General features: G+C 38.7%; 22 protein-coding genes. 12 read left to right on the top strand and 10 right to left on the bottom strand.

What is annotated here, in order from left to right; all coding sequences use genetic code 11:
* The first annotated feature begins 142 nt into the window (after positions 1-142).
* The 4 genes from ABN256_RS11665 (at position 143) to ABN256_RS11680 (ending at position 4,347) form a co-directional block, all read left to right on the top strand.
* Complete coding sequence (locus tag ABN256_RS11665) at positions 143-1,534, top strand: uracil-xanthine permease family protein (RefSeq protein ID WP_196554381.1); 1,392 nt, start codon at positions 143-145, stop codon at positions 1,532-1,534.
* A gap of 160 nt (positions 1,535-1,694) precedes the next feature.
* Positions 1,695-2,249: a hypothetical protein gene (locus ABN256_RS11670; protein WP_196554382.1), complete on the top strand. Its 555-nt coding sequence runs from the start codon at positions 1,695-1,697 to the stop codon at positions 2,247-2,249.
* Between the two features lie 94 nt (positions 2,250-2,343).
* Positions 2,344-4,020 (top strand): AsmA family protein, encoded by a 1,677-nt coding sequence (locus ABN256_RS11675; protein ID WP_349439489.1) that lies wholly within the window; start codon positions 2,344-2,346, stop codon positions 4,018-4,020.
* A gap of 87 nt (positions 4,021-4,107) precedes the next feature.
* On the top strand, positions 4,108-4,347 hold the full coding sequence (locus tag ABN256_RS11680; RefSeq protein WP_072068827.1) for a hypothetical protein: 240 nt from the start codon (positions 4,108-4,110) through the stop codon (positions 4,345-4,347).
* A gap of 81 nt (positions 4,348-4,428) precedes the next feature.
* Here the strand turns inward: ABN256_RS11680 and rluF are convergent, their stop codons facing one another.
* The 5 genes from rluF to typA form a co-directional block, all read right to left on the bottom strand.
* Entirely contained in the window at positions 4,429-5,310 is an 882-nt protein-coding gene (gene rluF, locus ABN256_RS11685) for a 23S rRNA pseudouridine(2604) synthase RluF (RefSeq protein WP_349439490.1), read from the bottom strand.
* Positions 5,311-5,504: 194 nt separating this feature from the next.
* On the bottom strand, positions 5,505-6,419 hold the full coding sequence (fabY, locus tag ABN256_RS11690; RefSeq protein ID WP_072068829.1) for a fatty acid biosynthesis protein FabY: 915 nt from the start codon (positions 6,417-6,419) through the stop codon (positions 5,505-5,507).
* Positions 6,420-6,455: 36 nt separating this feature from the next.
* A complete protein-coding gene (gene dtd / locus ABN256_RS11695) occupies positions 6,456-6,893 on the bottom strand; it encodes a D-aminoacyl-tRNA deacylase (protein ID WP_072068830.1) in 438 nt (145 codons plus the stop codon).
* Positions 6,894-6,960: 67 nt separating this feature from the next.
* On the bottom strand, positions 6,961-7,578 hold the full coding sequence (gene yihX, locus ABN256_RS11700) for a glucose-1-phosphatase (RefSeq protein ID WP_072068831.1): 618 nt from the start codon (positions 7,576-7,578) through the stop codon (positions 6,961-6,963).
* Positions 7,579-8,054: 476 nt separating this feature from the next.
* Positions 8,055-9,890, bottom strand: a complete 1,836-nt coding sequence (gene typA / locus ABN256_RS11705; protein WP_072068832.1) for a ribosome-dependent GTPase TypA — start codon at positions 9,888-9,890, stop codon at positions 8,055-8,057.
* Between the two features lie 359 nt (positions 9,891-10,249).
* Between typA and glnA the strand changes: the two genes are divergently transcribed.
* From glnA to glnG, 3 genes are all read left to right on the top strand, one after another.
* Positions 10,250-11,659 (top strand): glutamate--ammonia ligase, encoded by a 1,410-nt coding sequence (gene glnA, locus ABN256_RS11710; protein ID WP_349439491.1) that lies wholly within the window; start codon positions 10,250-10,252, stop codon positions 11,657-11,659.
* Positions 11,660-11,844: 185 nt separating this feature from the next.
* Positions 11,845-12,891, top strand: coding sequence for a nitrogen regulation protein NR(II) (gene glnL / locus ABN256_RS11715; protein ID WP_197269782.1), 1,047 nt, complete (start codon positions 11,845-11,847; stop codon positions 12,889-12,891).
* A gap of 10 nt (positions 12,892-12,901) precedes the next feature.
* Positions 12,902-14,326 carry a nitrogen regulation protein NR(I) gene (gene glnG / locus ABN256_RS11720; RefSeq protein WP_340894241.1) on the top strand — a complete coding sequence of 475 codons (1,425 nt, stop codon included), beginning with the start codon at positions 12,902-12,904 and terminating at the stop codon, positions 14,324-14,326.
* A gap of 18 nt (positions 14,327-14,344) precedes the next feature.
* Here glnG and hemN read toward each other — a convergent pair whose 3' ends face one another.
* The 5 genes from hemN to ABN256_RS11745 all read right to left on the bottom strand — a co-directional run bounded on the left by hemN (position 14,345) and on the right by ABN256_RS11745 (position 21,090).
* Positions 14,345-15,718, bottom strand: coding sequence for an oxygen-independent coproporphyrinogen III oxidase (gene hemN / locus ABN256_RS11725; protein WP_340894242.1), 1,374 nt, complete (start codon positions 15,716-15,718; stop codon positions 14,345-14,347).
* 860 nt (positions 15,719-16,578) lie between these two features.
* Positions 16,579-17,235 (bottom strand): DUF799 domain-containing protein, encoded by a 657-nt coding sequence (locus ABN256_RS11730; protein ID WP_072068837.1) that lies wholly within the window; start codon positions 17,233-17,235, stop codon positions 16,579-16,581.
* Positions 17,232-17,585: a DUF4810 domain-containing protein gene (locus ABN256_RS11735; protein WP_340894244.1), complete on the bottom strand. Its 354-nt coding sequence runs from the start codon at positions 17,583-17,585 to the stop codon at positions 17,232-17,234. Before ABN256_RS11735 ends, ABN256_RS11730 begins: the two co-directional genes overlap by 4 nt.
* Positions 17,586-17,609: 24 nt before the next feature.
* Complete coding sequence (locus tag ABN256_RS11740; RefSeq protein ID WP_072068839.1) at positions 17,610-18,284, bottom strand: CsgG/HfaB family protein; 675 nt, start codon at positions 18,282-18,284, stop codon at positions 17,610-17,612.
* Between the two features lie 469 nt (positions 18,285-18,753).
* Entirely contained in the window at positions 18,754-21,090 is a 2,337-nt protein-coding gene (locus tag ABN256_RS11745) for a Tex family protein (protein WP_164526834.1), read from the bottom strand.
* Between the two features lie 180 nt (positions 21,091-21,270).
* Here ABN256_RS11745 and greB point away from each other — a divergent pair, with 180 nt between their 5' ends.
* The 5 genes from greB (at position 21,271) to pstC (ending at position 26,251) form a co-directional block, all read left to right on the top strand.
* The gene (greB, locus tag ABN256_RS11750; RefSeq protein WP_006534574.1) at positions 21,271-21,750 is read left to right on the top strand and encodes a transcription elongation factor GreB; all 480 of its coding nucleotides are present in this window, start codon (positions 21,271-21,273) and stop codon (positions 21,748-21,750) included.
* A 150-nt stretch (positions 21,751-21,900) separates the two neighbouring features.
* Positions 21,901-22,623, top strand: coding sequence for an osmolarity response regulator transcription factor OmpR (ompR, locus tag ABN256_RS11755; RefSeq protein WP_036933800.1), 723 nt, complete (start codon positions 21,901-21,903; stop codon positions 22,621-22,623).
* The gene (envZ, locus tag ABN256_RS11760; protein WP_115351113.1) at positions 22,620-23,960 is read left to right on the top strand and encodes a two-component system sensor histidine kinase EnvZ; all 1,341 of its coding nucleotides are present in this window, start codon (positions 22,620-22,622) and stop codon (positions 23,958-23,960) included. Before ompR ends, envZ begins: the two co-directional genes overlap by 4 nt.
* Positions 23,961-24,169: 209 nt before the next feature.
* A complete protein-coding gene (pstS, locus tag ABN256_RS11765; protein ID WP_349439492.1) occupies positions 24,170-25,210 on the top strand; it encodes a phosphate ABC transporter substrate-binding protein PstS in 1,041 nt (346 codons plus the stop codon).
* 81 nt (positions 25,211-25,291) lie between these two features.
* On the top strand, positions 25,292-26,251 hold the full coding sequence (pstC, locus tag ABN256_RS11770; protein WP_072068843.1) for a phosphate ABC transporter permease PstC: 960 nt from the start codon (positions 25,292-25,294) through the stop codon (positions 26,249-26,251).
* Position 26,252 lies beyond the last annotated feature (1 nt).

The following is a 26,252-nucleotide window of genomic DNA, read 5'->3' on the forward strand; positions in this document are numbered from 1 at the left end:
AAAATGGCGACAAACACAAGTTAAAACATATAAAAATGTGAGCGCCTCTTATGCATTTTGATAACATCATTTTCACGCAAACGATTGCTTTTGTGGCGCAGATCATTAAAATACCGTTTTTGTCGAATAAGAAATTCACACCATGGTTACTTCAGAAAATCAAAAATTGCCTAAAGATAGTGATGTTTCAGTTAAAAAAAATAGCGAACTTCTTTTTGCTTTAGAAGAAAAGCCGCCATTAGCTCAAACGCTTTTTGCTGCATGTCAGCACCTTTTAGCTATGTTTGTCGCGGTTATTACTCCTGCAATTTTAATTTGCCAAGCCTTAGGATTACCTGCACACGATACCCAACGTATTATCAGCATGTCTTTATTTGCATCAGGTATTGCCTCACTTATTCAAATTCGGGCATGGGGGCCAATTGGTTCAGGATTATTATCGATTCAAGGAACTAGCTTTAACTTTGTTGCACCTTTAATTATGGGGGGATTAGCACTTAAAAATGGAGGGGCTGATATCCCAACAATGATGGCCGCCCTTTTTGGAACTTTAATGGTCGCCTCGTTAACAGAAATCGTCCTTTCACGCGTACTTCACTTGGCAAGACGTATCATAACGCCTTTAGTATCTGGTGTAGTCGTGATGATTATTGGTCTTTCGTTAATCCAAGTGGGGTTAACCTCTATTGGTGGCGGCTATGCAGCTATTGAAAATAATACTTTTGGTTCGCCACAGAACTTATTACTAGCCGGCTCGGTTCTCATTGTTATTATTTTACTGAATCGACAAAAAAATCCTTATTTACGTGTTGCCTCTTTAGTCATAGCTATGGCTGTGGGTTATATTCTTGCTTGGGCACTGGATATGTTGCCAACACCAGTAGAGCATCAAGAAACACCAATGATGACTATTCCTGAACCGTTTTATTATGGGCTATCATTTGATTGGCATCTGCTTATTCCCTTAATGCTCGTGTTTATGATCACTTCGCTAGAAACCATTGGTGATATCACAGCAACGTCTGATGTTTCAGAGCAACCCGTCAGTGGTCCTTTGTATATGAAGCGCATTAAAGGGGGCGTATTAGCTAATGGAATTAACTCCATGGTTTCAGCATTTTTCAATACATTCCCAAACTCTTGTTTTGGTCAAAATAACGGTGTTATTCAATTAACGGGTGTTGCCAGTCGTTATGTGGGCTATGTTGTTGCCGCCATGTTGGTTGTTTTGGGTTTATTTCCTTTTGTTGCAGAATTTGTGCAACGAATTCCTGAGCCTGTATTAGGCGGAGCCACATTAGTGATGTTCGGTACGATAGCTGCGTCCGGTGTACGTATTGTGTCTAAAGAGGCATTAAACCGCCGAGCTATTATGATCCTTGCTATTTCACTTGCGGTAGGGTTAGGGGTTTCCCAACAACCTCAAATATTACAATTTGCCCCTGATTGGCTAAAAACATTGCTATCATCAGGTATTGCTGCTGGGGGATTAACGGCAATTATTTTAAATTTGATTTTTCCACCAGAGAAATAATCAAAATTGACTCTGTCAAAAAAACACTGCGTTATTTCTTTTATTAAGAAATAGCGCTTTATTTTTCACATTCAAATCAATGATGTTTTTATGCAAGTATTTTACTTTTCACTACGGTAATTACTCTTTATCTTTTTACTGAAGTTAAAAGGAAAATAAAATGCCAACACCACTGAAACTTGATAAAAGTCCGTCTCTTGAATACTTAAGAAATCATTCATCAACAAATATTCAGATAAAAACTGTCAAACAATTTTTCAGTTACCTCAAATATTATATTTTGTCATCATTTAACAGTGACCATCAATTTGCTTATTTAGGAAATAAATCTGTTGCTGATTTCAATTTAGAGCATATTAAAAAAGATTTAAATACCTTTTTAAAAAACCCTAATCTTAATTGTTCTGAACAAAAGGATAAGGCAGACTATCTGACTTATACTTTTGAATATTTACCAATACAAGCTCATATATTACCTAATTTCTATGATCTTTATCACTCAGGCAAAATTGAACCTAATGCACTAATTACTCAGTTAATTAATTACGCAAATAAATTAAAATTAGATAAAGAAAATTTAAACACCAAAGAGCTACAACAATATCAATTAATTAAAGAAATACTAGCAGAGGTACAGCCTTATTTAGACGTAAAACAACCACAATCTGACAGTCTAAAAGAAATGATCAAGACTATTACTAATCAACCACTCTAAACACTTTGATTTAACCGATCAATACTTGAGCATCACCCAATTTTCAGGCATAACTGTATAATGTTTTGATGGAGTCTAAAACAGGAGAAGGGCAATGCGCTGGCTGATGAAAAGTATGGTATCTCTGATACTTATCGTTATTTTATTTATTATCATAATTTACGCTTTTATTCAAACTCAGTGGGGAGCGCAAAAAACAAGTGAATGGCTAACACAATATACTGATTACGATATTCGCTTCTCAGGTATTGAACATGACCTTATGCAACCCGAACAAGTTATTGTTCATGATCTCTCTGTTAACCCTAAGCAAGACAAAACAACTGTATTCGCAAAATCAGCACAGATTAGACTTAATTGGCAATTTTTTACCGCCCCTTCTCACCTGCAAAAAATCACATTAGAAAATGGCAATATTGAATTTACTAATAAGGCTCCATCAATACCGTTAAGTGCTGATATTCTGCAATTTAAAAATATGATTTTAAACAGCACCAATGCAGATTTTTCTTTCGAAGCGAAAAAAGTGACGGGGGGAATTACACCTTGGGCACCTACATCGGAAGATTTTATTGGTGCAGGCCATTTTCAATTTTCCATTGCTAATGGCACGATAAATAATAATGAATTCAGTAATTTCATTATTTCTGGTCAATATCAACCAAATAATATTCAAATAGAAAAACTAGGAACGCGTTTACTTAATGGCTCACTCTCATTAAGTGGTCAGTATCAAAATAATCAATGGAAGTTTGATGAAGTTTATATGAATGGCTTACGTTGGCAATCCTCTCAAACCTTCAGTGATTTAATACAATCAATCTCTAAATACCCACGCATTAGCATAAGAGCACTTAATATTGTTGATTTTACGGCTGAAGGAAAGCAATGGGCAATAAGTGGTTTTGATGGTCAATTTTCTCAGTTTGATTGGGATAAAAATCTAACATTCACAACGGGTGAACTCAACGCAAATGACGTTGTTTTCCAAGATGAACATTTCACTGATCTTATCGCAAAACTGAATCAGCAAAACAATCAACTCAATATTGATAATCTTAGTTTACGTTATGAAAAAGGCTTAATTAAACTTGCGGGGAATTGGAATAAAGACTCGAAAACTATTTCTATTCATGAAGCGACACTTTCAGGCCTTTTATACACACTCCCTGAAGATTGGCTCGCTTTTTTAGCTAAGCCTATTAATAACAGCAGTGATATTCAAAATATTACTATCGAACAGTTATCCATAAACCAATCAATTTTAATTGATATCACACCAGAGTTTCCTTTCCAATTCACAGGATTAACAGGAAAACTACAAAATTTAATTATTGCAAAAGAAGGTGAATGGGGATTATGGCAAGGTTCAGCTATATTAAATGCAGATAGTGGAACATTAAATAGAATTGAATTACGTCGCCCTGATCTAAATATTGTCACTCAGCAAGATAATGCAATTATTGAGCAATATTCGGCCTTTATTGGTGATGGTATTGTGCGAGGCTCAGCAGGTTTAGTGCAATCTAACCAACAACGTCAGTTCTCACTCATTGCTAATGGACTCAATGTGCCTTTATCAACGCCTTATACATTAGGTTTAAAAACAACCTACTCTGATGAAATAGGCCAATTTACACTAAAACTGAAAGGTAATTTACGTGCAATTCCAGTGATATCAACACTCAATGGCACATTAACTGGAAGTAAAGGTGAGCAACAAATACTCAATTCAGAAATACAAAATGGCGAAATAATTAATCACCTATAATATTGATCTTTCGCAGGAGCACGGATTGCTCCCTTAATAAAAAGCGTTACAATGCGCTATTGCCCTTTTCTTTATTGTGGAGTTTTCATGTCTGACGAAGATTTTTCCCCTGAAAAAATATCTTTAAACACGTTTCAACAATCTCCTTTAACTGCACTTGAAGATAACAGCACACTGCTTGTGTGTGATGACAACAAAACTCCGTTGTTCTATTGCCTATCTAAAGAAGACTATGACGCCTTAATTGAACGGGTTATGGATGCCGAACTTGCCGCGATTGTGCTTGAACGTCGTCAAAACAAATTAGATGAGTTGAATTTAGACTAATTTTATTAATACCTAAATAGAACAAACAAAAAACACCCTTCCAGGTGTTTTTTTGTTTTTATCGTATTTACAGAGATGATATTAGCGTTTTTTCTTTTTTCGACCCGGCTGAACAAAGCGCTTACGAGAGTTATTTTCCGTTTCTTTGGTTTTTGTTTGAGGAATATGAATACCCAAGGCTTTTGCATTACTACTGATTTGTTTTTTAGGTTTACTTTGTTTTGCTTTTGGTGGCACTTCAGACGTTGATTTTTCAATCGCTTCAAATAAGGTAATCAGTTCATCATCGGTCAGATCACGCCATTCACCAACAGGCAATCCCGATAAACTCACATTCATAATACGAACACGTTCAAGCTTAGTGACTTCATAACCAAAATATTCACACATACGACGAATTTGGCGATTTAATCCTTGAACTAAGGTAATACGAAACACCATTGGCGCTTCTTTCTTGACCTTACATTTCTTGGTTTTTTGTCCCATGATAGGAACGCCTGCGCCCATTCCATGAATAAACTCATCAGTGATCGGTTTATTCACTGTCACAAGGTACTCTTTTTCGTGATCGTTACCTGCACGTAAGATTTTATTGACTAAATCACCGTGGTTAGTTAGGAAAATCAATCCCTGTGAATCTTTATCTAAACGCCCAATTGGGAAAATACGGGTACTGTGGTTAACATAATCAACAATATTATCTTTTTCGCCATCATCTGTGGTACTGACAATACCCACAGGTTTATTCAGCGCAATCAGCACCAACTCAGAATTATCCTGTGCTTCAATCAATCGACCATTAACTTTGACTTCATCACCAGCAAATACTTGGTCGCCAATACCGGCGCGTTTGCCATTAATAAGGACAAATCCTTGCTCAATATAACGGTCAGCCTCACGACGTGAGCAGATCCCGCTTTCACTGATATATTTATTAAGACGAGTAGATAAATTGGTGTCCATGCTTCCCTCCGTAAACTGCGAAATATACATCAATTGGATCGCGATAGAAACACTTTGGCATTCTCCTTGCCTTAAAGGACGAATTTTTGTGGCAAACCTAATAAGATAAGCATTAAAGTATAGATTAATTATCCACACGCCTTAACGCAAAAAAGATAAAAAACAATTAAATTCAATCAATTAACCTCAATCACCTAACATTGCTTATTTTGTGCAGGTAAAACAATATAAGTACCACTAAAAACAGCACCAACCCCTTCATCACCACAAATATCGACATCTAACTTGATGCGTGCCTTGCTCCCTTTAGCTAATCGCCCTAAATCACCACTTAGATTTTCCATATCAGCAACGGCTGCAGGACGCCCAGAAACAGGTTTTCGATAACGAATATGGGCATCCACCAACACAATATCACCTTGTAATTTATGCTCTTGCATTAATAACCAAATCAATCCCCAACCTGTTAAGGTGGCAAGTGAAAATTGGCTACCAGCAAAAATGGTGTGATGGGGGTTTTGATTTCCTGCTTCAGGAATAGTGGTATAAAAACGAGTGCCAGTGTATTGAGTAATGCGCAACCCCATTTTTTCACTTAATGGGATATGTTGATGCCATTGTTTTTGTAATTCAGCACACCAATCAGGCCGATGAAGAATATCATCTAAGGACTCAATACTTTTTTTCATAAAGAAATGCTTTATGGGTGTCGTTTGTGGACCTGTAACTAAGCCACAATTTTCATAACCCAATTTTTCAAAGAAGCTTACAGACTCTTCTCTTGCACTACACACGATCCGTTTTATACCTTCTTGGCGAGCCAATGACTCTAAAGCCATAGCAACAAGAGTACCTAAGCCTTTACCTTGCGCATCAGTGCGTACTGCCATAAAGCGGATAGCCCCTTCGTTATCCGCATTAATATAAAGTCGCCCAATTGCAACGGGTTGCCCTATTTCATCAACAACCATTTGGTGATGAGCAAAGGTGTCATAACCGTCTTTTTCAGAGCCTTCAGGTTGATGTAGAGGTTTACGAAGCATTTCCCAACGAAAAGCATAATAGGCATCAAATTCCGCCTCTGTCTTTGGTGTCCGTAAATGGTACATATCTGAGCTCCTTTTAACACGACTGTGCGTTCGACGTTATACCTGCAACCAAAAGGTGACTGGGCCATCATTAGTCAGTGTGATTTGCATATCTGCGGCAAATTGGCCTGTTTGCGTTTCTAAACCTTGTAGCTGACATTGTTCAATAAAGTAGTGATAGAGATTTTTCGCTAATTCTGGGGGCGCACCATTTGAAAATCCTGGACGCATACCTTTTTGTGTTTCCGCGGCAAGTGTGAATTGAGAGACAACTAATAAACTACCACCAGCTTGTTGCACATTTAGGTTCATTTTGTCATTTTCATCACTAAAGATGCGATAACCACATACTTTTTCACATAGTCTTTTGGCTTTCTGTTCGTTGTCGTCTTTCTCTACACCTAATAAAACCAATAATCCCTGATTAATAGCGCCGACTGTTTCACCAGCAATATCCACGTTTGCCTGTGTCACTCGTTGAATTAACGCAATCATGCTCTCTCCAAAATAAATCAATAAAAAAGGATAACAAATTCAATCTATTGTTATCCTTAAGATAGCATTATTCTTCTACTGGGAGAGTAAAATCGTAATCTTTGAAATAGTCAATGACTGTGTGTTTATCAATAACATGTACACCTTTCATGCCTACTGCAATTGCTGCATCAACATTTGCTTTTATATCATCAAAGAAAACGGCATCTTGTGCTTCAATGTCTTCAGACTGTAAAACATATTTATAGATTTCAGGATCTGGCTTTCTCATTCCAATATCTTGAGATAGATAGAGGAAATCTGCAGAAGCCGCAATTTCAGGATAATGCTCAGGCCAATAATCTTGGTGTAAGCGATTAGTATTCGATAACACAACAACCCGATGTCCTTGCTCTCTTAATTTATTCATTATATCAATAACTTCGGGGCGAACTGCGATAAAAATAGCTTGCCAGCCTTCAGCAAATTGCTCAAAGCTTAGGCTCATCCCTAATTCTGAGCTGATTTCTTCTGCAAATTCGATGTCTGTAATATTGCCGCGTTCGTGTAATTTAAAGATCTCTCCTGTGGTGAAGTTCTTTTTTATGTTCGCTAATGGAACACCACTGAGTTTACTCCATACTGCGAATACCCGGTTAAAATCGATATCAATAATCACATTACCCATATCAAAGATATAAAGCATAAATCCTCTCCATAATAGAAAACTCATTTTACTTTAATCATAAATCGCTTTACTGAACAGGCTTAAACGCTAAAAAAGTACAATAATCACACTTAATTTTTTTGTAAAACATAAAAAAGGATTGGGATAGAGGAAAAATGAGACTGCTTTCATCTGTGCTTCGAAATAGTATTGGTGACTAGTACAACGATTAAGTTGTAAATGCAGACAAGGGATAAAAAATAAGAAAAGGCAGGGAAAAAGAGAGAACTTATGCGGTGGGGATTAGTTTCCACCGCATTCGTCTTATAGCAACATCTACTCTACATAATTTGAGTTACAGGCAGGCGATAAATGAAGATAGCCGGAGAACATAGAATAGATAAGCTATGTCTCGACTAACTGAGCATAGTCAACGCCACTGTAACGTGAAGTATGCCGAGTACAAACTCAGGGCGCTAAACGCGCCCTAAGAATTATGTTATCAGAATAACGAATTAGTCTTTGCTACGATAAGCGCGGCGACGATCATTTTCTGACAGATAACGCTTACGCAGACGAATAGACTGCGGAGTAACTTCAACTAACTCATCGTCATCAATAAATTCTAATGCTTGTTCTAATGTTTGTTTCAGGTGTGGAGTCAGCGTTGTCGCCTCATCTGTACCAGAAGCACGCATGTTAGTTAGCTTTTTACCTGTTAAGCAGTTTACTGTTAAGTCATTAGAGCGAGTATGAATACCAATTACTTGGCCTTCATACACTTCTGCACCATGAGTAACGAATAATTTACCGCGGTCTTGTAAGCTATACAGGGCGTAAGCAACGGCTTTACCTTGGCCATTAGAGATCATAACACCGTTATTACGGCGACCGATTTCACCTGGACGAACATCATCATAATGACTGAATGTTGCATACAGTAAACCAGTACCTGATGTCATGGTCATAAATTCAGTACGGAAACCAATCAGACCACGGCTAGGGATAATGTAGTCTAAACGTACACGTCCTTTACCATCTGGTTGCATATCACGCATTTCGCCTTTACGCTCACCCATCGCTTGCATCACATCACCTTGGTGTTGCTCTTCAATATCGATAGTAACTTGTTCGAAAGGCTCTTGTTTACGACCGTCAATATCACGGAAGATAACTTTAGGACGAGATACACCTAATTCGTAACCTTCACGACGCATATTTTCAATCAGAACTGACAGGTGAAGCTCACCACGACCTGATACACGGAATGCATCTGGATCTTCAGTTTCTTCTACACGTAATGCAACGTTATGGACTAACTCTTTTTTCAGACGATCTAAAATCTGACGAGAAGTCACGAATTTACCTTCACGACCACAGAATGGTGAAGTATTAACACAGAAATACATGCTAACAGTTGGTTCATCAACGGCTAATGCAGGTAGCGCTTCAACAGCACCCACTTCACAAATCGTATCAGAGATATTCAGTTCACCTAAACCAGTGATTGCGATGATATCGCCAGCTTCAGCAACATCAACTTCGATACGCTCTAAGCCTAAATGGCCTAAAACTTTACCGACTTTACCGTTACGGGTATTACCTTCACTATCGATGATAGTCACTTGTTGGTTAGGTTTAACTTTACCACGCTTAATACGACCGATACCGATAACACCCATGTAGTTGTTGTAGTCCAACTGAGAAATTTGCATCTGGAATGTACCTTCCAGATCCACTTTTGGTGGCTCTACATATTTGACAATAGCTTCATATAACGGAGTCATATCTTCAGCCATGTCATTGTAATCTGTTCCCGCAATACCGTTTAATGCAGATGCATAGATAATTGGGAAATCAAGTTGTTCGTCAGTTGCACCTAAGTTTACGAACAGGTCAAATACCTGATCAACAACCCAGTCTGGACGCGCACCAGGGCGGTCAACTTTATTGATAACAACAATAGGTTTTAAGTTGTTAGCAAATGCTTTTTGTGTCACAAAACGAGTTTGTGGCATTGGGCCATCCATCGCGTCAACCAGCAATAGAACGCAGTCTACCATAGACATAACGCGTTCTACCTCACCACCGAAGTCGGCGTGTCCTGGGGTATCTACGATATTGATACGATAGTCATTCCATTTAATCGCTGTATTTTTCGCAAGAATAGTAATTCCGCGCTCTCTTTCGAGATCATTTGAGTCCATCACGCGCTCAGCAACGGTTTCACGCTCACCGAACGTACCAGATTGCTGTAGTAATTTATCGACGATAGTTGTTTTACCATGGTCAACGTGGGCGATGATGGCGATATTACGCAAGTTTTCGATCACAAAATTTGCCTCAGGCATTGTAGAAATAAGCGCAGTATTGTACACGCTTTAGACGAGAGACTAAACAAGATCACAATAATGATTGCTTAACAATATGCAATTAATTGAATTGTGATCCTTTTCACGCCTCAGAATTTAGTAGCATCCGTTCGATTGCACCAAAATAGTGCAACTAATTAGGCTTAATTTGCACCAACTTTGTGCAATAATTAAAAAATCACAGGAGATATTCTACACTAAACTTCATCAATACAGTATATATCCCTTTTTAGATAAGTTGGCATGCTTTTCGCAATAGAATTTAGGTGAGCAAAAAATTCACCGAAAAATGTGTAAGGCCACTGCACTCAATAAAACCATTCGCCAGGAGAGTTTCTATGTCCCTTGAACATGTGTTATCCATGATTGAAGAACATAAAGTTAGATATATTGACTTACGTTTCACTGATACCCGCGGTAAAGAACAACATCTTACTATTCCGGCTCATCAGGTTAACGATGATTTCTTTGAAGAAGGAAAAATGTTCGATGGTTCCTCTATTGGTGGCTGGAAAGGCATTAACGAATCAGACATGGTGCTGATGCCAGATGCAACAACCGCAATGCTAGACCCATTTTTTCAAGACCCAACCCTGATTATTCGTTGTGATGTGCTAGAACCAGGCACAATGAAAGGTTATGATCGCGATCCACGCTCTATTTCAAAACGTGCTGAAGATTATTTAAAATCAAGTGGTATTGCAGACACAGTACTGTTTGGGCCAGAACCAGAATTCTTCTTGTTTGATGATATTCGTTTTAAAAACGATATTTCAGGCGCTTCTTACGCTATTAATGATATTGAAGCGGCTTGGAACACCAACACTAAATATGAAGACGGTAACAAAGGGCACCGCCCTATGGTTAAAGGTGGCTATTTCCCACTGCCACCTGTTGATTCATCACAAGATATTCGTTCTACCATGTGTAACATTATGGAAGAAATGGGCTTAGTGGTTGAAGCACACCATCATGAAGTGGCAACAGCAGGTCAAAACGAAGTGGCGACTCGCTTCAATACCATGACCAAAAAAGCAGATGAAACCCAAATTTATAAATACGTGGTACAAAATGTAGCTCATGTATTTGGTAAAACAGCGACCTTTATGCCAAAACCGCTAGTAGGTGATAATGGCTCAGGCATGCACTGCCATATGTCTCTGTCTAAAAACGGTGTAAACCTATTCGCAGGCGACAAATACGGCGGATTATCTGAAATGGCGCTGTATTACATCGGCGGTATTATCAAACACGCTCGTGCGCTAAATGCATTTACTAACCCAACAACTAACTCTTATAAACGTTTAGTTCCAGGTTTTGAAGCCCCTGTTATGTTGGCTTACTCCGCACGTAACCGTTCGGCATCAATTCGTATTCCAGTGGTTGCCAGCATGAAAGCACGCCGTATTGAAGTTCGCTTCCCTGATCCATTAGCAAACCCTTATCTTGCGTTTGCCGCTCAGTTAATGGCTGGTCTTGATGGCATTATCAATAAAATTCACCCTGGTGATGCTATGGATAAAAACCTCTACGATTTACCGCCAGAAGAAGCAAAAGAGATCCCAACTGTCGCAGGTTCATTAGAGGAAGCATTAAATACACTAAATGCCGATCGTGAATTCTTAACCCGCGGTGGCGTCTTTACTGACGATGCTATTGATGCTTATTTAGAATTATTACGTGGAGATGTTCAACGTGTACGTATGGCTCCACATCCTCTTGAATTTGAAATGTATTACAGCGCTTAAGTTAAATTTTACTGATAAAAACTTAAGCCAAGATGTAAAACTGTTTTTTTTGCCGTGAAGCTATTTTGCCCATCTTCGGATGGGCACTTTTCTCCCACTTAAGGAGTCCGTCTATTCACTTACGCATTGGCTCATTAATGCAATAAAGGTAAGATGCACTAAAATGGTGCAACGAGGTATTTAATATGGAAACGGCAGACTTACCTGATAACACATTAATTTTGGACTCATTGATACACTCAGTATTGGTTATCAACAAAGAGTTTATTATTTGTTATGCGAATCATTCTGCGTTACAGGTTTTAGCACAAAGTCGCCGAAAATTATTTGAAACACCTTTTACCGCCTTATTCAGTTATTACTCTTTTGATGCTGATTTAATGCGTGAAACATTAGCGAGTGGACAAAGCTTTACCGACAATGAAGTGATATTGGTTGTTAATAACCAATCACATACAATGTCGCTCAGTGCCCAACCTATTTCCGAGCAACACATTTTGCTGGAACTGGCGCCTATGGATAGTCAACGCCGGTTAAGCCAAGAGCAGATACAACAAGCACAGCAGATGGCAGCGAGGGAATTGGTTAGGGGGCTGGCACATGAAATTAAAAATCCGTTAGGTGGGTTAAGAGGTGCTGCACAATTGCTGGCAAAATCATTACCCGATCCTGCCTTAACAGAATATACGCAAGTCATTATTGAACAAGCTGATCGCCTTCGTGTGCTGGTGGACAGACTACTCGGCCCCCAACACCCGGGAACAAAAACATATCAGAGTATTCATCATGTTGTTGAGCGTGTGGCCCAACTTATTTCTCTCGAATGCCCTGAAAATGTCACCTTGTTAAAAGATTACGATCCTAGTTTGCCTGAGTTATCACATTACCCAGATCAAATAGAACAAGTACTCCTAAATATTACACGCAATGCTTTACAAGCTGTTGAAAAAACAGGAGGGACGATTATTTTGCGTACCCGTACTGCTTTTCAAGTCACACTCCATGGTGAACGTCATCGCCTTGTTGCCCGTATAGATGTAATTGATACTGGTGATGGTATTCCTCCTCATCTACAAGACACACTTTTTTATCCCATGGTAAGCGGTAGAGAAGGAGGAAATGGATTGGGATTATCAATTGCACGTAATTTAGTGGATCAGCATGCAGGTAAAATTGAATTTACCAGTTGGCCCGGAAATACTGAATTTTCTATTTATTTACCAATTAAGTAGGAGATAACCAATGCAAAAAGGAAATGTATGGGTTGTTGATGATGACAGCTCTATTCGCTGGGTACTTGAACGTGCCATTTCTCGTGAAGGCATGTCTTGTAAAGCCTTTGAACATGCGAATGATGTGCTTAATGCACTCAATACAGAAATACCTGATGTGTTGTTATCAGACATTCGTATGCCTGATATTGATGGTTTATCTCTTTTAAAAATAATTAAAGAACAATATCCCACTCTGCCCGTTATTATCATGACGGCACATTCTGATCTCGATGCTGCTGTTAATGCCTATCAACAAGGAGCTTTTGATTACTTACCAAAGCCATTCGATATCGACGAAACATTGGCATTAATTGATCGTGCAATTACGCATTATCGCGAGCAAAAACAGCCCAATACGACTGGAACTACTCTGCAATCTGTTTCTGATATGATTGGTGAAGCGCCTGCAATGCAGGAGGTTTATCGTATTATTGGGCGACTTTCTCGTTCCTCAATCAGTGTGCTGATTAATGGGGAATCGGGCACAGGAAAAGAGCTAGTCGCGCATGCATTACATCGCCACAGCCCAAGAGCTTCCTCTCCCTTTATTGCTCTCAATATGGCGGCTATTCCTAAAGATTTAATTGAATCAGAACTTTTTGGTCATGAAAAAGGGGCATTTACCGGTGCTTCTCAAGTACGCCAAGGACGATTTGAACAAGCAAATGGCGGGTCTCTTTTTCTTGATGAAATTGGCGATATGCCTCTTGATATTCAAACACGGTTACTACGAGTGCTTGCTGAAGGACAATTTTATCGAGTAGGTGGCTATGCCCCTGTAAAAGTTGATGTACGTATTATTGCCGCTACACATCAAGACTTAGAAAAACGCGTTCAGGCTGGTGATTTTCGTGAAGATCTCTATCATCGCCTCAATGTTATTCGCATTCAATTACCGCCACTACGAGATAGAACAGAAGATATTCCAAACTTAGCACGTTACTTTTTGCAAAAAACAGCAAAAGAGCTTGGTGTGGAAGCGAAAGTACTCCATCAACAAAGTTTACAAATAATGATGGAATACAACTGGTCCGGTAACGTAAGACAATTAGAGAATGTATGTCGCTGGCTAACGGTAATGACCGCAAGCCAAGAAATTATGCCTCAAGACTTACCGCAAGAAATTCGCCAACTCGATGAGAAAGCAAAAAATATCAGTCGAATTGCTTCATCTCAACATTGGTCACAACATCTTTCATTATGGGCAGACGAAGCATTAGCTGAAGGAAAAGACAATATCCTAACGAATGCATTACCTCAGTTTGAACGGACACTTTTACTCAGTGCTTTAGCCTATACACAAGGCCATAAACAAGATGCTGCACGATTATTAGGTTGGGGAAGAAATACATTAACCCGAAAATTAAAAGAATTAGGGATAGACGAATATTAGTCCTCTACCCCTCTTTATTTAAATAACACGAGAGAATTGACGTTGGCGCATTTGATTTCGCAAATAGGTATCAAAACACATACAGATATTACGAATAAGCAAACGTCCTCTTGGTGTTACTTGAATGCCGTCTGCTGTTATTTCAATTAAGCCATCATCTTTCATTGGCACAAGTAATTCTAAATCTTCTTTAAAATAGTCATGGAAGGCAATATCGTGCATTTTTTCAATATCAGAAAAATGCAGATTAAAATTACAAATTAAGGTTTTAATTACATCACGGCGAATACAATCATCATTAGTCAGTGATAAGCCTCGCCATAGTGCATTACCTTCACTATTTACACGCGTATAATACTCTTTCAATACCTTCTCATTTTGCGCATAGTTATCTCCTAACATACTAATTGCAGAAACACCCATACCTAATAAATCACACTCTTCATGAGTGGTATATCCTTGGAAATTACGATGTAAAATACCTTTGCGCTGAGCTACTGCTAATTCATCATCAGGCTTAGCAAAATGATCCATTCCAATAAATTGATAGCCGTTTGTCGTCAGTGTAGAAATGGTTTCTTGTAATATTTCTAATTTTTCTTCCGCTAAAGGGAGGTCTTCATCTTTAATTTTACGTTGAGCCGCAAATAAATTAGGTAAATGAGCATAATTAAATACACTTAATCTATCTGGCGATAATTCAATGACACGTTTTAATGTAAAGGAAAAACTCTCTTTGGTTTGCTTAGGTAAGCCATAAATTAAATCAATACTGGTGGAGTGAAAACCCACTTCACGCGCACGCTCTACTAATGCAAAAATAAACGCTTCATCTTGCTCTCGATTTACTTTTTGTTGTACTTCTTTATTAAAATCTTGCACTCCCATACTCAGGCGGTTAAAGCCTTCATTACGCAAATGATCGATAACATCTAATTCAATCTCACGTGGGTCAATTTCAATAGAAAGCTCTGCATTATCGACAAAATGAAAATGCTGACGTAATAGCGAAACCAATCGACTAATTTGTTGCTTACCCAGAAAAGTAGGCGTACCCCCGCCCCAATGCATTTGAGTCACTTTTCTGTCTTTAAAATAACGAGCTCTATTAATAATTTCTTTTTCTAAAACATCAAGATACTCATCTGCTTTATGTTTATGCCGTGTAATAATTTTATTACAACCGCAGAAATAACACAGCTTATGGCAGAAAGGAATATGGATATAAAGTGATAAAGGGCGCTCAGGATAACGTTGAGTCGCTTTGATAAAATCAACATCACCATATTGTTGATTAAATTCCAATGCTGTTGGGTATGATGTATAGCGAGGACCTGAATAGTTATACTTATGGATCAGGTCAAGATCCCAAATAATTGTTTGTTCTGACATGCCTCTACCTTCCAAAAGTGAACCGCTGATATCTCATACCAGCAAACAGACATTATGAATATCTGAAAGAATAGTGTAACCAATAAATCGAGAACTGAATATGATCAAAAAAGGTATCGTATAAATCCCCTTATCTTCTTATTGATAGGCTATCCTGCCCGAACACAAGATGTGATATAAGTCACATTACACAAAAATAGTCTTACTCATTAAAGATATGAGTAAATAAATTAAGTTTATTCAAGATGTTAGTTAAAGTTTATTATTTTAAAATAACGCTTATCAACTTTTACCCAGAGTTTAAAACGATATATTACTCAAAATACGATTTAAATTAATTAAATATCTCGTTATATTAATTTTATTATTTTTTTATTCTCTCGTAATTCGATGATTATAATAATAGTAATAATTATATCTTTACCTAAATTATAATATTACATACCCTAGAACAAAACATTGATTAATATCCAACTCAGTCGTGTTTTGATTTAAATTTGAGAGTCATTTAAAGAATAAAGGTCGCTATATTACAAGGAAAGATAGCATCCCCCATACCTTATCTTATTCTAATTGACTATTCTCTTATTTTATCAGTCTCTTTTATATACCGAATTATGGATTATTAACCATGGAAGGAAACGGACTAGCAACCAAGGATGGTTTCTCTTTTCAATAAAAATGACCCTCTATTTATTTTCTTTGTTATTAATCTAATTTCTTTGATTAAAATACCTGCATTTCTTTAATGGCTAATAAGAATTATTATTATTTGATAATAACAAATAGAAAGGCTCTGTTTATTGTGATCACATAAAACAGAGCCTTTTTCTTTATTATGGTTAATTTATAGCATTAAATCATTCTGCTTCTTTACCATAATTAGGTGAGCGAGGTCCGTATAAAATACCATTTGCTTTACCTGCAGACAGTAACCGCACACTGGTTATTCCTGCAATTTGGTAACTCTTATCTGAAACGGTATTAACGATTTGATTCACAACAGCAGAAACCAACATTCCCACTAAGCTACTTGATGAACTTTCTGTCTCTGTACTTGATGCGGTTGCAGAACTGCTCCACAACACACCGCCATTACGGAGATCAACAAGTTTAGCGCTAACAGTGACTCGTGTATCACTGGAAATAACTTGGTATGACGTGCCGAATTCAGTGATATCTAAGTATAAAACCGCATCAGCACCAAATATTTCACGCAATTTATTCGGACTTACTGCGTGAATATCTCCAGCCATTGATAGACCATTTTGCTTAAATGTCTCTTCAACGACCGCAACCGGGAAAACATAATAGCCCGCCTCTGCTAAAGGATACGTCACTTGAGATAAAAAACTATGCCCCGCACCAACCTCTGTCGTGTGGTTTTGTGGTACTAAAACTAAAATACTTTTTGGCTTACTTTGTTTAAAGGCGGTGTAATCCGTTTTGACAGGTTGAGCACAGCCCGTTAATACCAACGCAAACGCAAAACACATTAAAGCAAATAAACGACTCATTTTTGCATTCCTTTGTTTTTCATCAGGCGATCCATGAATTCTGCTGATTCAGGGTAAAGTGCTTTTTCCTCGTTAAATTCAGCCATCGCTAAATCTAATGCGCCTGTTGCACCATATAACATTCCTAAGTGCGCATGTAATCCCGGTGGAATACCCAATGATTTAGCACGAGAGAGTTCAATACTTTTCTTTAATGCATCAATCTGTGCTTGGGGGTCACTTTCACTTTGTTGATAATGTTGATAAACCACTTGTTGATAGCTATCCCAGTTATAAAGCGGTTTAGAGCCACTTGCGCACCCTGTCAATAATAGCGTACCAAAAGCAAGGCTCATTAATGATTTTAACATTGTTATATCCTTATAAAATGAGCATTATTTCGAAGGTTGCCAAGCATTGCTCTCAATACCAGCTACTAAATTATTAACTGCTTCACGAATAGCGAGATCAAGCACTTTGCCATTAAGTGTTGAGTCATAGCTTGCTGTTCCACCAAACCCGATGATTTCACGGTTAGAAAGCTCATATTCACCCGCACCTTGAGATGAGAATACCACTTCTGATGTGTTTACATTCACAACGTTTAAATTCACTTTGGCATAAGCAACTTGGGTTTTACCGCGACCTAAAATACCAAATAATTGACGATCACCCACTTCTTTACGACCAAATTCAGTGACATCACCCGTAATAACATAGGTTGCACCTTTTAATTGCTGGCTTTGGCCTTTAATACCCGCCTCTTCTTTTAACTCAGACATATTGGCGCGATCTAACACGTTAAAACGCCCTGTCTGTTGTAAATGGGTCATTAAAATGGTTTTTGATTGATTTCCTAATCTATCAACACCATCAGAGAATATTCCATTCATATAACTAGAACGGTTATCAAACTTACCAATTGAAATAGCGCTTTTTGTCCCAGTATAAGTCGTGTTATAGGTTGCGACTTTAGCGACATCTAAAGAGCGAGAAGACTCTGAAGCACACCCTGCAAGTAATGTTGCAGAAATTAAAATCAAGCCAAGCGATAATTTATTTAAATTCATATTAATAACCTAATAAAGGTGAAATAAACCTATAGATATTCATTCTATTAATTAATAGAGAGTTGATATAAACAAAAACAATGATTTTTCAGTTTTAGCTCATAGAAGCTCACTTAAAAACCTTATTAGTAATAAGGTCATAAGGCGATCAACTCATATTTATAATATAAAGGTAATCAGAGATGGAGAAAATAGAAGATGGATGATAAAAATCATAATAAATAAATATAGAGATGAAATAGAGGATACTTTATTTAATATCGCTTAAGTCAGATTAAAACCAAACCGATTAAAAATGAAAAATAAATGAGAGTAAATTTAATCTGCACTCTTCTTTATCAATATTTCGTTATTACAAAACAGCCTGAATAAGGCAAAATAAAAAATGTGGTGTCATCAATATCCATAACACCACATTCAACAACGTTAGAGCTCCTTGCTCATTAACACTATAACCCTAAATGTGTTATTAGCGTTTTTTTCCAAATGCAGCGGCTAACGCGTCACCCATTGCACTATTTCCCGCATTATTACCACTATTTGTTGATTGGCGGTTATTACGAGCTGGCTTCTGCCCTTTATTATTTCTAGGGTGATTATTACTTGGTGATGATTGTCTATTTTCACTATCACCAGCAACTTCATCTAAACGCATAGTTAATGCAATACGTTTACGAGCCAAGTCAACTTCAAGAACTTTGACTTTAACAATATCACCTGTTTTTACCACAGTATGTGGATCTTCAATAAATCGGTCAGCTAAAGAGGAGATATGAACCAAACCATCTTGGTGTACACCGATATCAACAAATGCACCGAAATTAGTCACATTAGTCACGGTTCCTTCAAGGATCATGCCACTAACTAAGTCATTCATTGTTTCCACACCTTCAGCAAAAGTCGCCGTTTTAAACTCTGGACGAGGGTCTCGCCCTGGTTTAGCTAACTCTTTTAAGATGTCATTAACTGTTGGTAGACCAAATTTCTCTGTGATAAACGCTCTTGCATCAACCTGTGAGATCAAAGCGCTATTTCCCATTAAATCGCCAATCTTTTGTTGCGTAGATTGCAGGATATTTTCAACAACTGGATACGCTTCTGGGTGAACTGTTGACGCATCCAGCGGATTTTCACCATCACGAATACGCAAAAAACCTGCGCATTGCTCAAAGGCTTTTGGCCCTAAACGGGCGACTTTGAGTAACTGTTTTCTATCAATAAAGCGACCGTTCTCATCACGCCAATTAATAATATTTTGAGCGATAGATTGGCTAAGCCCCGCAACTCGCGTTAATAATGGTACTGACGCGGTATTTAAATCCACACCAACACCATTCACACAGTCTTCAACAACAGTATCAAGTTTTCTAGCTAATAATGTTTGGCTAACATCATGCTGATATTGGCCAACACCAATGGATTTAGGATCAATTTTTACAAGTTCAGCCAACGGATCTTGTAAACGGCGAGCAATAGAGACCGCACCACGAATAGACACGTCTAAATCAGGAAACTCATTAGCAGCAAGCTCTGATGCAGAATATACGGACGCTCCCGCCTCGCTCACAATGACCTTTTGTGCTTTGACGTCTGGGTAACGTTTTACAGTTTCAGCAAAAAAACGTTCGGTTTCACGAGAAGCAGTACCATTGCCAATCGCCACCAGCTCAACATTATGCTTAATACATAACGCCGCGACACTCGCAGCCGCTTTATCAGCTTGGCCTGTATGTGGATAAATCGTATCAGTTGCAATTAACTTACCAGTGCTATCTACAACAGCAACTTTCACACCAGTACGTAAACCAGGATCAAGTCCCATAGTGGCTCGCATACCCGCAGGTGCTGCCATCAGTAAATCATTTAGATTTCGAGCAAAAACATTAATAGCTTCTTCTTCTGCTTTTTCTCGTAATTGGCTCATTAATTCTGTTTCAATATGCATTAAAACTTTAATACGCCAAGTCCAGCTTACAACCGCTTTGCGCCAGCTATCTGCCGGCTGATTGTTTAAGCGTAATCCTAAATGTTCTGTGATCAGTTGTTCGCCATAACTTTCTTTAGGTGCTTCTTCAAATTGCGGATCAGGATTAAGCGATAATTGTAAAATACCTTCGTTACGACCACGAAACATGGCTAACGCACGATGAGAGGGAACATTGGCAATAGGTTCATGACTGTCAAAATAATCACTGAACTTCGCTCCTTCGACTTCTTTTCCTTCCACAACTTTTGAAACAAGGTGCGCATTTTTCCATAAATATTGTCGAACTTTCGCCAATAACCCAGCATCTTCTGAAAAACGCTCCATTAAAATATAACGCGCGCCATCTAAAGCTGCTTTAGTATCATTCACACCTTTTTCTGCGTTGATATAAGCGGTCGCTGCATCTTCTGGGTTATTTTGTGGCTCATTCCACAACAAATCTGCTAAGGGCTCTAACCCATTTTCAATAGCAATTTGTCCACGAGTACGGCGTTTAGGCTTATAAGGAAGATAAAGATCTTCAAGCTCTGTTTTACTTTGCGTTTCATTAATTGAAGAACGTAACTCAGGTGTTAATTTTCCTTGTTCTTCAATTGATTTTAAAATGGTTTGGCGACGATCATTGAGTTCTCGTAAATAACTAAGGCGAGTTTCTAACTGACGTAGTTGCGTATCATCTAACCCACCAGTGACCTCTTTACGGTAACGGGCAACAAATGGCACCGTATTCCCTTCATCCAGTAACGTTATGGCCGAAAGGACTTGCTGAGGCTTAACCTTGAGCTCTTCTGCAATAATTCGGCTTAATGATTCATTCATAATATATTTACCTACCGAGAGGAATAATTTTAAAGAGGGCTATTATACACACGCCACACTAAAAAAATTTGGCAAATTTCCGATTAGACTCGACAATTATGAGGAAAATAACAGATTAATTTATCATTCACGCTATAGTATCTTTATGAAATTCAATGTTGATGATAGTTTTAATTCGTAATGGCAAAAAGTAACTATATTACTCGTGATGGCTGGTATGCCTTAGACAAAGAGCTAAAATATCTTTGGAAAGAAGAACGCCCTCGTGTCACACAATCAGTTTCAGAAGCAGCGGCACAAGGTGACCGTTCAGAAAATGCTGAATATATTTATGGAAAGAAGCGATTACGTGAAATTGACAGACGTGTTCGCTTTTTATCAAAACGTCTTGATGAGCTAAAAATTGTTGATCCCGATCCTCGCCAAGAAGGAAAAGTTTATTTTGGTGCTTGGGTCACGCTTGAAGATGATGACGAAAATGTCAAAACTTTCAGACTTGTGGGGCCTGATGAGTTTGATCCAGCAAAACAGTGGATTTCTATAGATTCTCCTGTTGCCCGAGCACTCATTGGTAAACAAGTTGATGATGAAATTAGTGTGCAAACACCAGGTGGTGAAGTTAATTACTGCGTATTATCTATCAAATATCATTCGGAATAAGACAAATAAATAGATTTATTACCTTTACTATCACCAAAGAACAAGTTTTATCTGTAAATTATTAACATTTATTCTTTGGTTTTGGTTTAATATTCTTAACGATGATAGAATTCGCTAACAAAAAGCATTTGCACTTCGGGAGCTTAAAAAATGCAAGAAAGTTATAAAGTGCTAATCGTGGATGATGATTTACGTCTACGTTCACTACTAGAGCGCTATTTGACAGAGCAGGGTTTTCAAATCCGTACTGCTGCAAACGCTGATCAAATGGATCGTCTGCTCACTCGCGAATCTATCCACCTTATCGTACTCGACTTAATGCTTCCAGGCGAAGATGGCTTATCCATTTGCCGTCGCTTAAGAAGCCAAAACAACCCTATTCCTATTATTATGGTTACAGCAAAAGGGGAAGAGGTTGATAGAATAGTTGGGCTTGAAATTGGTGCTGATGATTACATCTCAAAACCATTTAATCCAAGAGAATTACTGGCTCGCATTCGCGCAGTACTTCGCCGTCAAGCGAACGAATTACCGGGTGCTCCTTCACAAGATAATGCCATTATTTCTTTTGGTAAGTTCAAGCTAAACCTTGGTACACGCGAAATGTTCCACGAAGAAGAGCATATGCCTCTGACTAGTGGTGAATTTGCTGTATTGAAAGTACTGGTATCTCACCCTCGTGAGCCACTTTCTCGTGACAAACTAATGAGCCTTGCTCGTGGTCGCGAATACAGTGCTATGGAACGTTCAATCGACGTTCAAATTTCTCGTTTACGCCGAATGATTGAAGAGGACCCAACACATCCTCGCTATATTCAAACAGTTTGGGGGCTTGGTTACGTCTTTGTTCCTGATGGAACCAGTGCTCAATGAGAAGGCTGAGGCTTTCCCCCCACAATAAACTGACACGTTCGTTATTTCTGGTTATCTCGCTACTTTTTTTTAGTTTGATAGCCAGTTATATCGTTGTGCAGCACCTTATTGTTGGGCCAAGCCTTCAGCAATTTAATAAAGTTTTAGCGTATGAAATACGCACATTAATGCCAGAAGAACTTATTTTAGTTGATGGCACTCCACTCAAAATCTCCCCAGCTTTGCGCAATAAAATCTATAGCGAATTAGGCATCTCTTTTTTTGATAAAGAGGCCGCTCTCGAGGAAGGACTTTATTGGGCTAAAATCGATGACGATTTAAGTGAACAGATGTCTGAATATCTGGGTGGAGAAACTGAAATTTGGATTGAAAACACGCTGGAATACCCTGTTTTATGGGTCAATACACATATTTCCCCCTCTCTTTGGATACGCGTTCCACTCACTGAATTAGGGCAAAATTTCTTACTGCCGGTTTATCGGCAAGCAATTATTTTTATTATTATCGTTGTCGCTTTTTTCTGGCTCTATAACCGTTTTCAAAATCGCCCACTCAATGAAGTAGAATATGCAGCACGTCGTATCGGTAAAGGGGTTATTCCACCGCCTATCCCTGAATCTGGCTCCTCTGAAATGCGATCAATCATTCGCGCATTTAATCAGATGTCATCGGGCATTCGCTCATTAGATAATGATAGAACACTCGTTATGGCTGGTGTCAGTCATGACTTGCGTACACCACTTACTCGTATTCGCCTTGCTACTGAAATGATGAGCCCGGAAGATAGCTATCTTGCTGACTCTATCAATAAAGATATTGAAGATTGCGATGCCATTATTGGCCAGTTTCTAGACTATATGCGTACAGGTAAAGAGATGTCTTTAGAACTGTGCGATATGAATAATCTATTACAAGAAGTCATTTCGGCTGAATCTAACTCAGGCAAAATAAGTGAAGATCATCTTCATCCTGAATCCATTAATATTACGGCTAATCCTATCGCTGTAAAACGAGCACTTGCCAATATGATTGTAAATGCGACTCGCTATGGCCATGGCTGGATAAGTGTTTCAAGTGGAAAAAATGAAGAATATGCATGGTTTCAAGTCGAAGATGACGGCCCCGGTATTCCACAAGAAGACCGACAACGTCTTTTCCAACCTTTTGTTCAAGGTGAACAAGCACGTAGCTCAACAGGTGCTGGTTTAGGGTTATCCATTATTCGCCGTATTATGGATGCTCACGGCGGTTATGTTGAACTTGATGATAGCATTAAAGGCGGATTACTTATCCGTGCTAATTTCCCATTAAAAGAGCGTGATGATGAGGATGATTAATTTTTCTTTCTGATAAAGCCCTTTTTTATTCCGCTACTTCTGCTTTGTATTTTCTTCCCCCACTAAATATTTCATCATTTTTTTACTTTGTCATAAAACTGTCACAATTAAGACATTTAATTGTCATCTAACTGACCTATTGTCTGTGCGTACCGTAACCGAAGTTGATAGATGTCGAAAATTATTCTACCTATCCCACAGGAGGGATTATGAAACTGATGCGTACCACCCTGACTAGTGTCATTGCCGCTGCGTTTTCAATGACCGCTCTTTCTGCGCAGGCAACGACCTCGCTGACTGGTGCTGGCGCAACGTTCCCTGCCCCAGTTTATGCTAAATGGGCAGATTCCTATCAGAAAGAAACGGGTAACAAAATTAACTACCAAGGCATTGGCTCCTCTGGTGGTGTTAAACAGATTATTGCAAATACTGTTGATTTTGGTGCTTCTGATGCGCCATTAGCAGATGAAAAATTACAAGCTGACGGTTTATTTCAATTCCCAACTGTGATTGGTGGTGTTGTTATGGCAGTCAATATTCCTGGTATCAAATCAGGTGAGCTGACCTTAGATGGCGACACTATCAGTAATATCTATTTAGGCAAGATCCAAAAATGGAACGATCCTGCCATCACCAAACTCAATCCAGGTGTAAAATTACCAGACCAGAATATCGCTGTTATTCGCCGTGCTGATGGTTCAGGAACCTCTTTCGTTTTCACTAGCTACTTATCAAAAGTAAGTAATGCATGGAAAGATGAAGTCGGCGCTGGCTCTACCGTTAAATGGCCAACAGGCTTAGGTGGTAAAGGAAATGATGGTATCGCTGCATTCGTTCAACGTGTACCAGGTTCAATCGGTTATGTTGAATATGCTTACGCGAAACAAAACAACCTTGCTTATACTAAATTAGTCACAGCTGATGGCGAAGCAATTGCACCAACAGCAGACAGCTTTAGTGCCGCAGCAAGAAAAATTGATTGGAGCAAAAGCTTTGCACAAGACCTGACTAACCAGAAAGGTGAAAACGCATGGCCGATTACTTCAACCACCTTTATCTTAGTGCATCAAAAACAACAAAATGCAGAAAAAGGTAAAGAAGTACTGAATTTCTTCAATTGGGCTTACGACAAAGGTAATCAAGAAGCGAAAAACCTAGATTACGCAGTATTGCCTGCAGAAGTTGTAGAACAAATTCGTGCTGCATGGAAAACAAGTATTAAAGACAGTAATGGTAAACCGATTTACTAATAAAACCGGCAACCATTAAGAGATAAGTTAACGTTCACCCCCTGCTATGCTAACAGGGGGTAATAAATTAAAAGAGGCTTTATGGCCGAGCACACAACGGTAATAAAGGCCCCTAGTAAACGAGGGGACGTTATTTTCAGCGCACTAGTCCGTCTAGCTGCGTTAATTACGCTTTTGCTTTTAACAGGTATCATTGTTTCGCTGATTTTTGCCTCATGGCCAAGTATTCAGCAGTTTGGTCTTTCATTCTTATGGACAAAAGAGTGGGATCCACCGGCACAAGAGTTTGGTGCATTAGTGCCTATTTACGGTACCATTGTAACGTCAATCATCGCACTGATTATTGCTGTTCCTGTCAGCTTTGGTATTGCCCTTTTCCTCACTGAATTAGCGCCTAATTGGCTAAAACGTCCATTAGGTATTGCGATTGAGTTACTCGCGGCTATCCCAAGTATTGTTTATGGTATGTGGGGACTCTTTGTCTTTGCACCACTGTTTGCAACCTATTTTCAAGAACCTGTCGGTAATGTACTTTCATCCATTCCTATTGTGGGTGAGCTTTTCTCAGGCCCAGCTTTTGGTATTGGTATCTTAGCTGCGGGGGTTATCCTCGCTATCATGATCATTCCTTATATCGCCTCTGTGATGCGTGATGTATTTGAACAGACACCTGTCATGATGAAGGAATCAGCCTACGGCATTGGCTGTACGACATGGGAAGTAATTTGGAATATCGTTCTGCCTTATACCCGTAACGGTGTCATCGGTGGCGTTATGTTGGGATTAGGCCGTGCCTTAGGTGAAACCATGGCGGTGACCTTTATCATCGGTAATACCTACCAATTAGATTCTGCCTCGCTGTTTATGCCAGGTAACAGTATCACGTCGGCATTAGCCAATGAGTTTGCCGAAGCAGAGACGGGATTACATACTGCAGCATTAATGGAATTAGGGCTTATTCTGTTTGTCATTACCTTTATCGTACTTGCGATTTCTAAGTTTATGACATTACGTTTATCTAAGAATGAAGGAGCGCGTTAAT

Origin of the sequence: Proteus sp. fly-1008 (genome assembly GCF_040140305.1) — a bacterium.
GTDB classification, from domain to species: Bacteria; Pseudomonadota; Gammaproteobacteria; order Enterobacterales; family Enterobacteriaceae; genus Proteus; species Proteus vulgaris_B.